Raw genomic sequence first — 14444 nt, 5'->3', positions numbered from 1 at the left:
AGCACGGACGCGCTGGCGCGCGACACGATTTTATTCAGGGCCGCCTTTTCAGACGGCCCTGAGACTGTGTCTCCGGCGGGGATTTTTTTCAGAAAAGGTGGTTGGGGAGGCCCGTGTCGCGAAAGCCGCGGGCTGCGGTCCTAGTCGCCTTCGCTGTTGCGCGTGGCCATCAGTTCGACGCTGACGCCGACATTGAACTTGAGACTGCTTTCATCGGCCATGTTGTCCCCGATCCCAAAGCTGCGCCGGTCCAGCGTCACATTTGCGATCATCCATGCAGTGTCGCCATCTATGGACAGGCCGAAGGGCAGGGTCAGCGGGATGGACTGATCCTTGATCGTCAGGGTGCCCTGCGCCTCATAGCCGTCTACGACCGACACGATCTCAGCGACATATGTAGCGGTCGGGAAAGCCTCGGCATTGAAGTAATCCGGGCCCATGGCCTGACCGGTGACCGAGCCGAGCGTGAGGGAGCCGATGCTGACAGTAACGTCGACATTGCCTGCTGTTCTTTCCTCGACCGTTTCATCAAAGCTGATTGCGGCCGTCCAATCGGCGAAGGTGCCGGTTACCTCCGAGCCGAGTTGCGTGACTGTGATTGACAGCGTGCCTTCCTGCACTTGCCAGTCCGATTGGACCTCTTCCAGTGCAGCGCCGGTTGTGGGCCCGGAATGGGGGGCATAGGCCCCGAGTGCGGCACCGACTGACAGCGCAACGGCCCAGAGGGCAATGGCCACGGTCAGGGGGCGGGCATGGCTGTGTCCCTGTGTCGTGGTTGGCACCTCGGTCTGGCCAAACCACATGCGCCGCAACGTGGCGTCCTTGTCGATCACGTGGTGTTTCAGTGCCCCGGCGATGTGCAGCAGCAACGCGATGCCCAGCACCTTGGTCAGCACCCAATGCGCCCCGGCAAAGATTGATGCGACGGCTTCGGATTTGGGCACCAGGGGCAGGTTTTGTCCAAACGGCCACCAGATCGGTGCAAAGCCCGTAGTGGCGGCGTGGTGTATCCAGCCTGACAGCGGCACCACCACAAGCGAGCCGTAAAGCAGCCAGTGTACGGTTTCCGCTGCCAGCGTTTCGATTTTGCGCTCCGGATGCAGCAGGCCGGGCTTGGGCTGGGTGAGCGCCCAGATGATCCGCGCCAAGGCAATGAAGAATACCGCGACGCCAACTGTCTTGTGCAGCGAGAACATCCACGCCTTGTCAGCCAGTTGCTCGGACGTCTCGTAGGGCATTTTGTTCGCGATCAGCCCAAGTGGCATCAGCGCGATGATCCCCAATGCGGTGAGCCAGTGGAATGTCTTGGACACGGAACCGAAGCGGTCAGCGGTGTTGGTCAGCGGCATAGGTAGGGACTCCGTTCAGGTTGGTCCTGTGGGTAACACGTTGGCCTCTAATGTTATGCACATCGCTCTGGTTGCAACTGCGAATTCGTGCACAGATGTCGTGCAGGCGGTGCTTGTCTGGGCGGATCGACCCAATTACACCAACAGGCACGAACAAAAAACTGGGAGGGGCATCAGATGAGCATCGCATTCGTATTTCCGGGGCAGGGGGCGCAGACCATCGGGATGGGCCGCGCACTGGCCGACGCCTATCCGGCGGCGCGCGCCGTTTTTGACGAGGTGGACGCGGCCCTGGGCGAGGCGCTGAGTACGCTCATCTGGGACGGCGATATCGAGGCCCTGACGCTGACGCAGAATGCCCAGCCAGCGCTGATGGCCACATCCATGGCGGCGATGCGTGCCCTAGAGGCCGAAGGGATCGGCATTGAGCGCGCGTCCTTTGTGGCGGGTCACAGCCTTGGGGAATATTCGGCCCTTTGTGCCGCAGGCACGCTGAGCATTGCCGATGCGGCGCGCCTGTTGCGCACCCGCGGCAAGGCCATGCAAGAAGCGGTGCCCGTGGGCGTTGGGGCCATGGCGGCGGTGCTCGGCCTTGATTTCGAGGCCGTGACCGAAGTGGCAGCCGAAGCGGCACAAGGCGAGGTCTGTCAGGCGGCAAATGACAACGATCCGGGTCAGGTTGTCGTATCCGGCCACAAAGCGGCCGTTGAACGGGCCTGCGAGATCGCCAAGGGCAAGGGCGCGAAACGGGCGATGCTGCTGCCCGTATCCGCCCCGTTCCATTGTGCGCTGATGGAGCCTGCGGCGGGTGTTATGGCCGACGCACTTGCAGGCGTTGAAATGAAGGCACCTGCCGTGACAGTTGTGCCCAATGTGCAGGCCTCGGGCTGTTCTGATCCGGCGGCTTTGCGTGACATGCTGGTCGAACAGGTCACGGGGTCGGTGCGCTGGCGCGAAAGTGTGGCCTGGATGGCGGGGCAGGGCGTGACCGAGATGTGGGAGATCGGGGCGGGTAAGGCTCTGTCTGGCATGATCCGCCGGATCGATCGTGACGTGGCGACCCGCCCGGTGGGCACACCTGACGATGTTGTGGCCGCACGCGATGGCTGATCTGATCCAGATCGAGCCGATGAAGATGGGCGGCATTGTCCGCACCATTCCGATGATCACGCGGATGCAGTTGATCCCGGTGCTGTTTGAGCGCCTGGATGATGCGTTGGACAGGGCCTCGGTATTCTATGCCGGACCGCAGGTGGCGCTTTACCGGATTGACGGCGACGAGATGGAGGTGCGCATCGGCGTGCCCCTGTTTCAGCCCATTGAGGGCTTTGAGATGTTCGATGCACCCGGGGGCAATGCACTGTGCCAGCGCGTGTTGGGCCCGCTCGACAATCTGCCGGGCATTTACCGCTCGCTTACGGACGATATTCACGCGCGCGGGTTGACGCGTGGCACGTGGGCGCGGGAGGTTTACCGATTTATCGCGCGGGATGCGGCGCTGAACGTCACGGATGTCAGCATCGATGTGACGGACAGTTTGCACTAGGCCTGGCGACTTGCACGCGGCAAGTCGGCGTGGCAGGGCTGGGACAACGGACAAAAAACTGAGGGACGGACATGTTTGATCTGACGGGAAAATGCGCGCTGGTGACCGGGGCGTCGGGTGGCATCGGGGCGGATATTGCGCGCACCTTGCACGGTGCGGGTGCAACAGTGGGATTGAGCGGGACGCGGGTGGACCCGCTTGAGGCGCTGGCGGGCGAGCTTGGCGCGCGCGCGCATGTGCTGCCCTGCAACCTCAGCGACGGTGACGCGGTCGCGGCCCTGCCGAAGCAGGCGGCGGAGGCAATGGGATCGGTCGACATTCTGGTCAACAATGCAGGCATCACGCGCGACAACCTGTTCATGCGCATGTCGGACGAGGAATGGGCCGCTGTGCTGAATGTGAACCTCACCTCGACCTTCAAGCTTTGCAAGGGTGTGATCCGGGGCATGATGAAGGCGCGCTGGGGCCGGATCGTCAATATCAGTTCCGTGGTGGGGGCCACGGGGAATCCCGGTCAGGCGAACTATGCAGCCTCAAAGGCGGGTATGATCGGCATGTCAAAGAGCCTTGCCTACGAAGTGGCAAGCCGGGGCATCACGGTAAATGCAGTTGCACCGGGCTTTATCGAAACGGCGATGACGGACAGCCTGACGGACGACCAAAAGACTGCAATCATGGGACAAATTCCAACCGGACGCATGGGCACGCCAGAAGAAATCGCCAGTGCGGTCCTGTACCTTGCAAGCCCCGAGGCCGGATATGTTAACGGTACCACCTTGCACGTGAACGGTGGTATGGCCATGTTGTAGGCCTGATCGCCTCAAGTATTGCCATCCGTTTGGTTTGTGCTAAAGGGGGCGCAGAATTCGACGTCGATGTTTCGTGTGCGGGTTGCACATCAAGCAAGGCTTTCACCGCCCCCTGGGGGCAAAGACCAGAGCCCCTTACACATGGGGACACCATATGGGGCGCAACATTTCGCCCCGGCAGAACGAGGACAATCATATGAGCGACATCGCCGACCGCGTGAAGAAGATCGTTGTGGAACACCTGGGTGTGGACGAGGACAAAGTCACCGAAAACGCCAGCTTCATCGACGACCTGGGTGCAGACAGCCTGGACACCGTGGAACTGGTGATGGCATTCGAGGAGGAGTTCGGTATCGAAATCCCCGATGACGCTGCTGAAACCATCCAGACATTTGGCGACGCAGTGGGATTCATCTCCAAAGCGTCCTAAGCCAGTTTTTCAGACCCTCGGGGTTTGAGCAAAACGGCGCTCTTTCGGTTGCGGAAGGGCGCCGTTTTTTTGTGCCTGTCCCATCTGTGACTTGCGTTTCGCCGCCTTGACCCGCAAGAGTTGAAAAAACGACAAAGAGATGGGGCAGGACACCATCCATGAGCAGACATGTGCCGACAATCAACACGGCGCGCGCCACCTTGCGTGCGATGCGTGCCAGTGACTTTGACCGCTTCGCCGAGATCTGGGCGATGCCCGAAGTTGTGCGCTATATCGGCGGTACGCCGCGCAGCCGTGACACATCATGGAACGCCTTTCTGCGCAATGCGGGCCATTGGCAGGTTACAGGCTTTGGCCAGTGGGCGATTGAGGATCATGCCAGCAAGGCGATGGTGGGGCAGGCCGGATTTTTCTTTGGTGCGCGCGGGTTGGGGGAAGATTTCGATGCCTTTCCCGAGGCAGGCTGGGTGCTGGTGCCCGACGCACAGGGCAAGGGCCTTGGCACCGAAGTGGTCTGCGCCGCCCATGACTGGTTTGATCGCGTGATAACCGGCCCCTTGGGGTGTATGATTCACCCCGAACATGAGGCGTCGCTGCATCTGGCCGAGCGTCTGGGCTATGTTCCCTTGCGCGATGTGGAGGATGGCGACAGCCCGGTGCGCCTGTTTTACCGCAAATCCCCGCCGCAGGTGTGAGCATGGCGGGTGTGATCAAATTGAGCGCCTTGCGGCGCATTCCATTATGAATTTGGCGCTGCGGGTTCACCCAAGCGAAAGACCTTTCGCGCCGCCCCCACCTGTGCCGCGCCCGGTCTGGCAGAGTGCCATGCCCAGCCCAAGGCAAATAGCCGTCTCCCCTGTCGGGGTCCCTCGGCGATTTGCCTTGACCTGTGCCTGTCGCTCTGCCGTCCCTTGTCGCAGCAAGGGTGGCTCCGAAGCGAAAGGCCCTCGCAGTGCCGGGGCTTGAACAGGGGCCATGCGGCGCGGTATGAGGCGGCAAGACAATTGAGAGGGCATGAGCAGATGCGCAGAGTGGTTGTGACGGGATTGGGTCTGGTGACTCCGCTGGGTGATGGGGTAGAAGCCTCGTGGTCGCGTATTCTTGACGGGCAGTCAGGGGCGGGGCCGATCACCGGGTTTGATCCCGAAGGATTGGCCACCACCTATGCCTGCGAGGTCCCTTTGGGCGACGGATCGGACGGCACGTTCAACGGTGACGCCTATATGGAGCCGAAAGAACAGCGCAAGGTCGACACGTTTATCATGTTTGGCATGGCGGCTGCCCAGCAGGCGGTCGAGGATGCAGGATGGATGCCTGAAGGAAAGGAAGACCGCGAGCGCACCGGCGTGCTGATCGGATCGGGCATTGGTGGTCTGAATTCCATCGCCAACACGGCCGTGATGATGGAAGAGAAAGGCCCGCGCCGCGTCAGCCCGTTCTTTGTGCCGGGCGCGCTGATCAACCTGATTTCAGGGCAGGTCAGCATCCGCTATCAGTTCAAGGGCCCCAACCATTCGGTTGTCACGGCCTGTTCGACCGGGGCCCATGCCATTGGCGATGCGGCCCGTCTGATCATGCTGGGCGATGCCGACGTGATGGTGGCCGGTGGTGCGGAGGCTGCGATCTGCAAGATCGGGATCGCAGGTTTCAACGCGTGCAAGGCGCTGTCCACCAAACGCGCGGATGACCCAAAGAAGGCCAGCCGCCCCTATGATGCGGACCGGGACGGGTTTGTCATGGGTGAGGGCGCGGGGATTGTCGTGCTTGAGGAATACGAGCACGCCAAGGCGCGCGGTGCGAGGATCTATGCCGAGGTGTGCGGCTATGGTCTGTCAGGCGATGCCTATCACATCACCGCACCGTCCGAGGATGGCGAAGGTGGTGAGCGCTCGATGCGCGCGGCTTTGCGCAATGCGGGTCTTGAGCCGTCAGACATCGACTATATCAACGCCCATGGCACATCGACGATGGCCGATACGATCGAACTGGGGGCGGTGCAGCGGATGCTGGGTGATCATGCGGGCGACGTCACCATGTCTTCGACCAAGTCGGCGACGGGTCACTTGCTGGGGGCTGCGGGTGCCATTGAGGCGATCTTCTCCATTCTGTCGATCCGGGATCAGGTTTGCCCGCCGACGATCAATCTGGACAATCCGGCGGTTGAGACGCCGATTGACCTGGCCCCCAATGCCAAGCGTGAGCGCAAGGTCGATTATGCCCTGTCCAACAGCTTTGGCTTTGGCGGCACGAATGCCAGTGTCATCTTTGGGAAAGTCAGCTGATGTGGCGGTCAATCGCGTCCAACGCGATGACGTTTCTGATTGTGGCCCTGTTTGTGCTGGGCGGTGTGATCCTGTGGGGGCGGGGGCAGTATGAGGGCCCGGGCCCGCTGGCCGATGCCATTTGCGTGCAGGTCGAGCGTGGTACGAATTTTCGCCGGGTGAGCCGCAATCTGGAGGAAGAGGGGGCCGTCACCAGCGCGTCAATCTTTCGGATGGGTGCGGATTATGCAGGCAAGACCGCGGAGTTGAAGGCGGGCAGCTGGCTGATCGAACCAGGGGCGTCCATGGAAGAGATCGTGGATGTTGTCACCCGTGGCGGTGCCAGCACCTGTGGCACCGAAGTCGTCTATCGCATCGGTGTGAACCGGTTGAGCGCGCAGGTGCGCGAGCTGGACCCGGCCACCAACCGCTTTGTCGAAGTGGTGGAGTTTCAGCCCGGTGTGGAGGACACGCCAGAGGAGTATAACGAAGTCAAAGAAGCGCAGGACACCCGCTATCGCATCGCGTTGGCGGAAGGGGTGACAAGCTGGCAGGTTGTGACGGCCTTGCGCGGGATGGATGTGCTGCGCGGCGCGGTCGAAGAAATCCCGCCCGAAGGTGCGCTGGCCCCGGACAGCTATGAGGTGCGCACCGGCGACGCGCGTGCGGATGTACTGGCCCAAATGGCCGAGCAGCAGGAGTTGTGGGTGTCTGCCGCATGGGAATCGCGCGACCCCGATCTGCCGCTGGAAAGCCCCGAAGAGTTGTTGACCCTTGCGTCGATCATCGAAAAAGAGACCGGCGTTGCCGAAGAACGTGAGCAGGTCGCGTCTGTGTTCGTAAACCGCTTGAACCGTGGGATGCGTTTGCAAACCGACCCGACTGTCATCTACGGCATCACCAAGGGGCAGGGTGTGCTGGGCCGCGGTTTGCGCCGGTCCGAACTGCGCGCGGCGACGCCCTGGAACACCTATGTGATCGAAGGCTTGCCGCCGACACCGATTGCCAATCCGGGGCGTGCAAGCCTGATGGCTGCGGCCCAACCGGCAGAAACGCCTTACGTGTTCTTTGTGGCCGATGGGACCGGCGGTCATGCCTTTGCCGAGACGCTGGAGGAGCATAACCAGAATGTTGCGCGCTGGCGTGAGATCGAAGCAGAGCGCGCCAGCGAGACGGATGGCGGGTAGGGTGCTGCCCGCGTTGAGTGAAGTGCGGTGACAACGACTACCCGGCGCACACGTTTGGGTTGTGTAACGGTTTCAATGGGTTGCGCCGTTTCTGACCTCTAGATATATGAAAAATAAAGGATTTGTTAATCCGTGCGTGCGCTGGGCCGCACGCCGGGAGGATCATTTCGCTTGACTCTGCGAACGGTTACACGTATAACTTGTGACAAGCTAGGAAAAGTGGGTAAGCGACCATCGGAGTGATCCGGGGTCGCTTTTTCTATTTTGCTCGTGCGGGGGAACCCCAACGCATGAGAGGTTATGCACACATGACACTTATCACCCCGGGGCTTGAAGAAGCCCGGACCGATGAGCTTTTGCTTTCGGTCCACGACTCGCTCAGCGATCTACGCCGCGAGTTTCAGACCCTCAAAGAAAGGGTCGAAGCGGGGGAGGACGTCAAGGACACAGAGCTCAGATCCAAGGGATCGAACTTGAGCAATGTGCTTGTGAGTTGCCAGAAGTTGGAGACGACACTTGCAGAAGTCAGACAAAAAAGAAGCCGCATCGCGCAAGGGGGCTATGCCCTCGACCTTGATGCTGCCGGAGTTGAGGTACGGTGCGCGCTTGGTCGCCTCCGCACCTGTGCAAGTTCAAGAAGAGTTTCTGAGTGAGTTGGGAGAGGGCGCTTTGTGCGCCCTCCCTTTTTTGTTCGAATTCTGGGCGATGGAACACCAGTTGCCCCCCGAGGGCGATTGGCGCACCTGGGTCATCATGGGGGGGCGTGGTGCGGGCAAGACCCGCGCCGGGTCCGAATGGGTCCGGTCGATGGTGGAAGGGTCCACGCCGTTTGATGAGGGCCGTGCCCGCCGCGTGGCACTGGTTGGCGAAACCATTGATCAGGTTCGTGAAGTGATGATTTTCGGTGACAGCGGCATTCTGTCCTGTTCGCCGCCCGACCGCCGTCCGGCATGGCATGCCGGACGCAAGCGTCTGGTCTGGCCCAACGGCGCCGAGGCGAGCGTGCACACCGCCTTTGACCCCGAGGGGCTCAGGGGGCCGCAATTTGATGCTGCCTGGGTTGATGAGATGGCCAAGTGGAAAAAGGCGGAAGCCACGTGGGATATGTTGCAGTTCGCGCTGCGGCTGGGTGAGAAGCCTCAGGTTTGTGTCACCACCACACCGCGCAATGTGGGCGTGCTGAAGGCGCTGTTGCAGTCTCCGTCGACTGTCGTGACCCATGCCCCTACGGAGGCGAATGCCGCCAATCTGGCAGGCTCGTTTCTGGAAGAGGTGCGCGAGCGTTATGCCGGGACGCGGCTGGGCCGTCAGGAACTGGACGGTGTGCTGTTGAGCGATGCTGAAGGGGCGTTGTGGACCAGCGAGATGCTGGAGGCGAGCCACACGGCCACGCCTATGGAGTTTGACCGCATTGTCGTCGGTGTCGATCCGGCGATCACCAGCGGAAAAAGCGCGGACGAATGCGGGATCGTCGTGGTCGGCGCACAGATGCAGGGCCCGCCCCATGAGTGGACGGCCCACGTGATCCACGACGCCTCGGTCCAGGGTGCAAGCCCCGCGCAATGGGCGGCAGCGGCCGTTGCGGCCGTTGACACATATCAGGCGGACCGCCTTGTGGCTGAAGTCAATCAGGGTGGCCAGATGGTCGCCGAACTGATCCGTCAGGTGGATCCGATGGTCCCTTACAAGGCGGTTCATGCGAGCCACCGCAAATCGGTGCGGGCCGAGCCGATTGCCGCCCTTTACGAGCAGGGCCGCGTCAGCCACGCCGCGGGCCTGACGGCCCTTGAGGACCAGATGGTTCAGATGACCCGCCGCGGTTATGTCGGTGACGGATCGCCGGACCGCGTTGATGCGCTGGTCTGGGCACTCCACGAATTGATCATTGAGCCCGCGCGGGAGTACCGGCGACCCGGTGTGCGTCTGCTCGGACGGTAGGGTGCGGGCGGGTTCTTCCCCTCCGGGGGGAGTTTATCTGGCGAGATGAAGCAGGGGATATTCCCTTCACATGAGGGCGACGCTGGTGAGGCGGGCGCCCTTTTTCTTTAAAAATGGCGGGCTTTGCGGCCTGACGGATAGGAGAGCCGAGATATGGTGTTTGATTTCTTTCGCAGCCGGGCCGCAGTGGATGTGCCCGAGCAAAAGGCGAGTGCGACCGGCAAGGTTGTGGCCTGGCAGACGGGGGGCCGCGTTGCGTGGAGCCCGCGCGATGCTGTGTCGCTGACCCGGTCGGGGTTTTCGGGCAATCCGGTCGGGTTTCGATCCGTCAAGCTGATCGCAGAAGCGGCGGCTGCCTTGCCGCTGGTGTTGCAGGACGGGGCGCAGCGTTTTGAAGCACACCCTATCCTTGGCCTGATGAAGCGCCCCAATCCCGGGCAGGGCCGTGCGGAGTTGCTGGAGGCGCTTTACGCTCAGCTTTTGCTGTCGGGCAATGCCTATGTCGAGGCCGTTGCCGGTGAGAGCGGTGCGCCGCTGGAACTGCATGTGCTGCGTTCTGACCGGATGTCGGTGGTTCCGGGTGCTGATGGCTGGCCGGTGGCTTATGAATACGCGGTCGGGGGCAAGACCCATCGCTTTGATGCCAGCGGGCCTGTCAGCCCGATCTGCCACGTTAAATCCTTTCATCCGCAGGACGATCACTACGGCTTTAGCCCGATGCAGGCCGCTGCCATGGCACTGGATGTGCACACCGCGGCGACGCGCTGGTCCAAGTCCCTGCTCGATAATGCGGCGCGCCCCTCGGGTGCGATCGTCTATCGTGGGCAGGACGGGCAGAGCCAGTTGAGTGGGGATCAATACGAGCGTCTCGTCAGCGAGATCGAGAGCAACCATGCCGGAGCGCGCAATGCGGGCCGGCCGATGCTGCTGGAGGGAGGGCTTGACTGGAAGCCGATGGGGTTTTCGCCTTCGGATATGGAATTCCAGAAGACCAAGGATGCTGCGGCGCGTGACATCGCGCTGGCCTTCGGGGTGCCGCCCATGTTGCTGGGCATTCAGGGTGACGCGACATATGCCAATTATCAGGAGGCCAATCGCGCTTTTTACCGCCTGACGGTGTTGCCATTGGCCACTCGTGTTGCTGCGGCGCTGGCCGAGTGGCTGGGCGCGCATACGGGTGATGATGTGGTGTTGACCCCTGATCTGGATCAGGTGCCTGCTTTGTCTGCAGAGCGCGACGCCCAATGGGCCCGCGTTGCAGGAGCCGATTTTCTGACTGAAGCCGAAAAACGCCGGTTGCTGGGGCTGCCGGCATTGGCGGTGGAGGGGTCGGATGGATGAGCCGGCTTATGAACGATTTGCCTGTGCACCTGGGTTGCGTCTTGAGGCGCATGAACGGTTGACCGAGGTGCATTTCAACAACCTGGTGCGGCGGCTTGATCGGCTCGAAGAGCTGCTAGAGCGGCTGGAAAAGCGCCTGTGGCTGACTGTCTACGGCGTTGTTGCCGCCGTGCTTGGCACCGGGTTGCAATCCATTATGGCAGCGATCCCGCAATGAGTTTTCCAAGGAGTGAGATGATGCAGGCAGAGACTGGTCTGGAGACGAAATTTGCCCGCTTTGGGGACGGTATCACCGTTCAGGCGGGCCACGTGATCGAAGGCTATGCCAGCCTGTTCGGGGCCTGTGATCAGGGTGGTGATGTGGTGAGCAAGGGGGCCTACGGCACTTCGTTGAAAGCCATCGCGGCCGAGGATCGCAGCATCAAGATGCTGTGGCAGCATGATCCGGCCCATCCCATCGGCGTGTGGGACGAGGTGCGTGAGGACGCCAAGGGCCTGTGGGTCAAGGGCCGTCTGCTGCCGGAAGTCGCCAAGGGGCGCGAAGCCGCCGAGCTGATTGCCGCAGGTGCGATTGACGGGCTTTCCATCGGCTACCGTACGGTGAAGGCGACAAAGAATGACAAGGGCCAGCGGCTCTTGACCGAACTGGAGCTTTGGGAAGTGTCGCTTGTGACTTTTCCGATGCTTCCCAGTGCGCGTGTGGCGGCCAAATCCGACGAGATGCGTTCGGATGAGGACGCGATGTTGCGTGAGATGGCGGCGGCCCTTCGGGGTGCCCGCGCGAGCCTGGCGCGGCGCTGACGCGCTTAGCCTTACCTTTCACAAATCAAGGACATGCTGATGAGCAAGACCGAGATCAAGGCTCGGGCCGGGGAAGGTTTGTCCCCCGCCCAGGAAGTGGCCGAAGCCATGACGGGCTTTGTCACTGAATTCAAAGGCTTTCAAGCCGACCTTCAAACCAAACTTCAACAAACAGAAGAGCGATTGACCATGCTGGATCGGAAAAATATGACTGCTGCACGCCCGCCTCTGGCTGGTGGTGTTGACCAAGGCGCCCCTCATCAGAAGGCGTTCAACGCCTATGTGCGTTCGGGCGACGACGATGGCCTGCGCGGCCTTGAACTGGACGGCAAATCCCTATCGACTGCCGTGAATTCGGACGGCGGGTACCTTGTCGATCCGGCCACATCCGAGAGCGTGAATTCGGTGCTGAACGCCACCGCATCCATCCGCTCCATCGCGTCGGTGGTGAATGTCGAGGCGACCTCCTATGACGTTCTGGTCGATCACGGTGACATCGGGTCCGGTTGGGCGACCGAGACGTCGAACCTGACGGAAACCGACACGCCGACGATTGATCGTATCACCATCCCGCTGCACGAGCTTTCGGCCCTGCCCAAGGCATCACAGCGTCTGCTGGATGATTCTGCCTTTGACATTGAGGGCTGGCTTGCGGGTCGCATCGCGGACAAGTTCTCTCGTGCCGAAGCGGCGTCGTTCATCAATGGTGACGGCGTCGACAAGCCCAAGGGCTTTCTGGCGCACACAAGCGTGGACAATGACGTCTGGACCTGGGGCAACCTTGGTTATGTGCCTACGGGTGCTGACGGTTCTGTCACCGCAGAGTCGATCATTGAACTGGTCTACGCGTTGGGTGCGACCTACCGTGCCAACGCATCCTTTGTGATGAACAGCAAAACCGCTGGTCTGGTGCGCAAGCTGAAGGACAATGACGGTCGTTTCCTGTGGACAGACGGCCTGGCCGCGGGTCAGCCTGCTGTGCTGATGGGCTATCCTGTTCTGATCGCCGAAGACATGCCGGATGCCACAACAGGTGCCGATTCCATCGCCTTTGGTGATTTCGCTGCCGGTTACACCGTGGCCGAACGCCCTGATCTGCGCATTCTGCGCGATCCCTTCAGCGCGAAACCTCATGTCCTGTTCTATGCGACCAAGCGCGTGGGCGGCGATGTGAGCGATTTTGCTGCGATCAAACTGCTGAAATTCGCGACGGCCTAAGGGCCTGAGCGGATGGCCGGGGAAGGGCGCAAGCCTGACCCCGGTCTCCGGGTGCGTGCTGGAAGTGCGCCGTATTGTCTAGCTGCTCCCCTCCGTCCGAGCAATGCGGACTGGCGCGCGCCCGGGCCAAAGGAGCTGAGGGGCAGGATTTTCTTGGAGATATTCCATGATGTTGATCGAAGAGACCACGGTGCCTGACGGTGCCCTGCCGGTCGAGAAATTCAAGGCGCATCTGCGTCTGGGCAGTGGTTTTGACCAGGATGACGTACAGGACCCGGTTTTGACTGGCTTTTTGCGCGCTGCTGTCGCGGCGGTCGAGGCGCGAACCGGCAAGGTTTTGTTGGAAAGAGACTTTGTGCTGGCTGTTACGTCGTGGCGGGATGCTGGTGCGCAGGTGTTGCCTGTGGCCCCGGTGCGTGCTGTGACGATGATGACGGCAGTTGATCGCACGGGTGCGCGCACCGAACTGGATACGGGCCTTTACTGGCTGGAGCGCGATGGTCATCAGCCGCGTGTTCGTTCGGTTGCCCATGCGCTGCCTTCCATCCCGGAGGCTGGTGCCGTCGAGATCGCCTTTCGGGCCGGATTCTCGGCCGTTTGGGACGAGATTCCTGCAGATCTGGCGCAGGCTGTGATGCTGCTGGCGTCGCACTATTACGAGTTCCGCCATGAAACCACGCTGAGTGAGGGCTGCATGCCCTTTGGTGTCACGAGCCTGATCGAGCGCTACCGTGTCATGCGTCTGGGCGGGATTGCGACATGAGGGTGCCGCGTCTGAACCGGCGTCTGACCTTGGAGAGCCCCGCGCGCGTCCCGGATGGGGCGGGCGGATACCAGCAGGCCTGGGTCCCGATGGGTGTTCTCTGGGCTGAGCTGAAGGCCCGGACAGGGCGCGAGACGCAAGTCGCCGCCGCGGCCGTGTCCACAGTGCGTTATGCCGTCACGGTGCGGGGTGCCCCGGTGGGCCATCCAGAACGTCCGGTGCCCGAGCAGCGGTTTCGTGACGGGGCCCGCGTGTTTCACATCCGCTCGGTTGCCGAGGCTGATCCGGCGGGGCGGTACCTGACCTGTATGGCTGATGAAGAGGTGGTGGTATGAGCTATGCTGTTTCTGCCGCGCTTCAGAGTGCTGTATTCGCTGCGATTTCGACCGACCCCGGCGTTGTCGCGGCTGTTGGTGATGCGGTCTATGACGCGCTTCCCAGCGGTGTTTTGCCGGGTCTTTACGTCAGTCTGGGGCCTGAAACTGTGCGCGCCGAGGATGACAAGACCGGATCGGGCAGTGCCCACCGTTTTGTCATCTCTGTCGTTACAGATGTGCCCGGGTTTCGTGCGGCCAAAGAGGCCGCCGGTGCTGTCACCGACGCGCTGCACGCGGCGGACCTGACCCTGACGCGGGGCCGGTTGGTGTCGCTTCGGTTTCAACGCGCGCGTGCGTTCAAGATCGAAAAAGGCACGGGCCGACGCATCGACCTGACATTCCGCGCACGTGTCGAAGACAACTAGGCGTCTGCAGAACCACGACCGAAATCACGCATCGCACGTGTCCCCAAGGCGCTCAGCGC

General features: G+C 61.8%; 17 protein-coding genes. 16 read left to right on the top strand and 1 reads right to left on the bottom strand.

The window, feature by feature from the left end:
- Window positions 1-140 precede the first annotated feature (140 nt).
- The gene (locus ACERZ8_RS17160) at window positions 141-1349 is read right to left on the bottom strand and encodes a cytochrome b/b6 domain-containing protein (RefSeq protein WP_407593367.1); all 1209 of its coding nucleotides are present in this window, start codon (window positions 1347-1349) and stop codon (window positions 141-143) included.
- Window positions 1350-1526: 177 nt separating this feature from the next.
- Between ACERZ8_RS17160 and fabD the strand changes: the two genes are divergently transcribed.
- The 16 genes from fabD to ACERZ8_RS17080 all read left to right on the top strand — a co-directional run bounded on the left by fabD (window position 1527) and on the right by ACERZ8_RS17080 (window position 14385).
- Window positions 1527-2459, top strand: a complete 933-nt coding sequence (gene fabD / locus ACERZ8_RS17155) for an ACP S-malonyltransferase (protein ID WP_407593366.1) — start codon at window positions 1527-1529, stop codon at window positions 2457-2459.
- On the top strand, window positions 2452-2895 hold the full coding sequence (locus ACERZ8_RS17150; protein ID WP_407593365.1) for a hypothetical protein: 444 nt from the start codon (window positions 2452-2454) through the stop codon (window positions 2893-2895). Before fabD ends, ACERZ8_RS17150 begins: the two co-directional genes overlap by 8 nt.
- Before the next feature lie 71 nt (window positions 2896-2966).
- Window positions 2967-3704: a 3-oxoacyl-ACP reductase FabG gene (gene fabG, locus ACERZ8_RS17145; protein WP_407593364.1), complete on the top strand. Its 738-nt coding sequence runs from the start codon at window positions 2967-2969 to the stop codon at window positions 3702-3704.
- A gap of 196 nt (window positions 3705-3900) precedes the next feature.
- Window positions 3901-4134, top strand: coding sequence for an acyl carrier protein (locus ACERZ8_RS17140; protein WP_407593363.1), 234 nt, complete (start codon window positions 3901-3903; stop codon window positions 4132-4134).
- A 158-nt stretch (window positions 4135-4292) separates the two neighbouring features.
- The gene (locus ACERZ8_RS17135) at window positions 4293-4829 is read left to right on the top strand and encodes a GNAT family N-acetyltransferase (RefSeq protein ID WP_407593362.1); all 537 of its coding nucleotides are present in this window, start codon (window positions 4293-4295) and stop codon (window positions 4827-4829) included.
- 327 nt (window positions 4830-5156) lie between these two features.
- The gene (fabF, locus tag ACERZ8_RS17130; protein WP_407593361.1) at window positions 5157-6416 is read left to right on the top strand and encodes a beta-ketoacyl-ACP synthase II; all 1260 of its coding nucleotides are present in this window, start codon (window positions 5157-5159) and stop codon (window positions 6414-6416) included.
- Window positions 6416-7582, top strand: a complete 1167-nt coding sequence (gene mltG / locus ACERZ8_RS17125; protein ID WP_407593360.1) for an endolytic transglycosylase MltG — start codon at window positions 6416-6418, stop codon at window positions 7580-7582. The genes fabF and mltG overlap by 1 nt, the downstream gene beginning before the upstream one ends.
- Window positions 7583-7890: 308 nt before the next feature.
- Window positions 7891-8235 carry a hypothetical protein gene (locus tag ACERZ8_RS17120; protein WP_407593359.1) on the top strand — a complete coding sequence of 115 codons (345 nt, stop codon included), beginning with the start codon at window positions 7891-7893 and terminating at the stop codon, window positions 8233-8235.
- Window positions 8159-9520 (top strand): DNA-packaging protein, encoded by a 1362-nt coding sequence (locus ACERZ8_RS17115; RefSeq protein ID WP_455771659.1) that lies wholly within the window; start codon window positions 8159-8161, stop codon window positions 9518-9520. The genes ACERZ8_RS17120 and ACERZ8_RS17115 overlap by 77 nt, the downstream gene beginning before the upstream one ends.
- A gap of 153 nt (window positions 9521-9673) precedes the next feature.
- Window positions 9674-10861 carry a phage portal protein gene (locus ACERZ8_RS17110; RefSeq protein ID WP_407593356.1) on the top strand — a complete coding sequence of 396 codons (1188 nt, stop codon included), beginning with the start codon at window positions 9674-9676 and terminating at the stop codon, window positions 10859-10861.
- The gene (locus ACERZ8_RS17105; protein ID WP_407593355.1) at window positions 10854-11078 is read left to right on the top strand and encodes a GTA head formation protein, RCAP_rcc01685 family; all 225 of its coding nucleotides are present in this window, start codon (window positions 10854-10856) and stop codon (window positions 11076-11078) included. Before ACERZ8_RS17110 ends, ACERZ8_RS17105 begins: the two co-directional genes overlap by 8 nt.
- Before the next feature lie 20 nt (window positions 11079-11098).
- Entirely contained in the window at window positions 11099-11662 is a 564-nt protein-coding gene (locus tag ACERZ8_RS17100; protein WP_407594305.1) for an HK97 family phage prohead protease, read from the top strand.
- A 39-nt stretch (window positions 11663-11701) separates the two neighbouring features.
- The gene (locus tag ACERZ8_RS17095; RefSeq protein WP_407593354.1) at window positions 11702-12880 is read left to right on the top strand and encodes a phage major capsid protein; all 1179 of its coding nucleotides are present in this window, start codon (window positions 11702-11704) and stop codon (window positions 12878-12880) included.
- A gap of 166 nt (window positions 12881-13046) precedes the next feature.
- A complete protein-coding gene (locus ACERZ8_RS17090; protein WP_407593353.1) occupies window positions 13047-13643 on the top strand; it encodes a head-tail connector protein in 597 nt (198 codons plus the stop codon).
- Complete coding sequence (locus tag ACERZ8_RS17085) at window positions 13640-13978, top strand: head-tail adaptor protein (RefSeq protein WP_407593352.1); 339 nt, start codon at window positions 13640-13642, stop codon at window positions 13976-13978. The genes ACERZ8_RS17090 and ACERZ8_RS17085 overlap by 4 nt, the downstream gene beginning before the upstream one ends.
- Window positions 13975-14385 carry a DUF3168 domain-containing protein gene (locus tag ACERZ8_RS17080; RefSeq protein ID WP_407593351.1) on the top strand — a complete coding sequence of 137 codons (411 nt, stop codon included), beginning with the start codon at window positions 13975-13977 and terminating at the stop codon, window positions 14383-14385. The genes ACERZ8_RS17085 and ACERZ8_RS17080 overlap by 4 nt, the downstream gene beginning before the upstream one ends.
- Window positions 14386-14444 lie beyond the last annotated feature (59 nt).

It is taken from the genome of Tateyamaria armeniaca (genome assembly GCF_045797845.1).
Classification (GTDB): Bacteria; Pseudomonadota; Alphaproteobacteria; order Rhodobacterales; family Rhodobacteraceae; genus Tateyamaria; species Tateyamaria armeniaca.
Note: the sequence above shows the minus strand (reverse complement) of the source record. Positions and strands in the feature narration are given on the sequence as shown.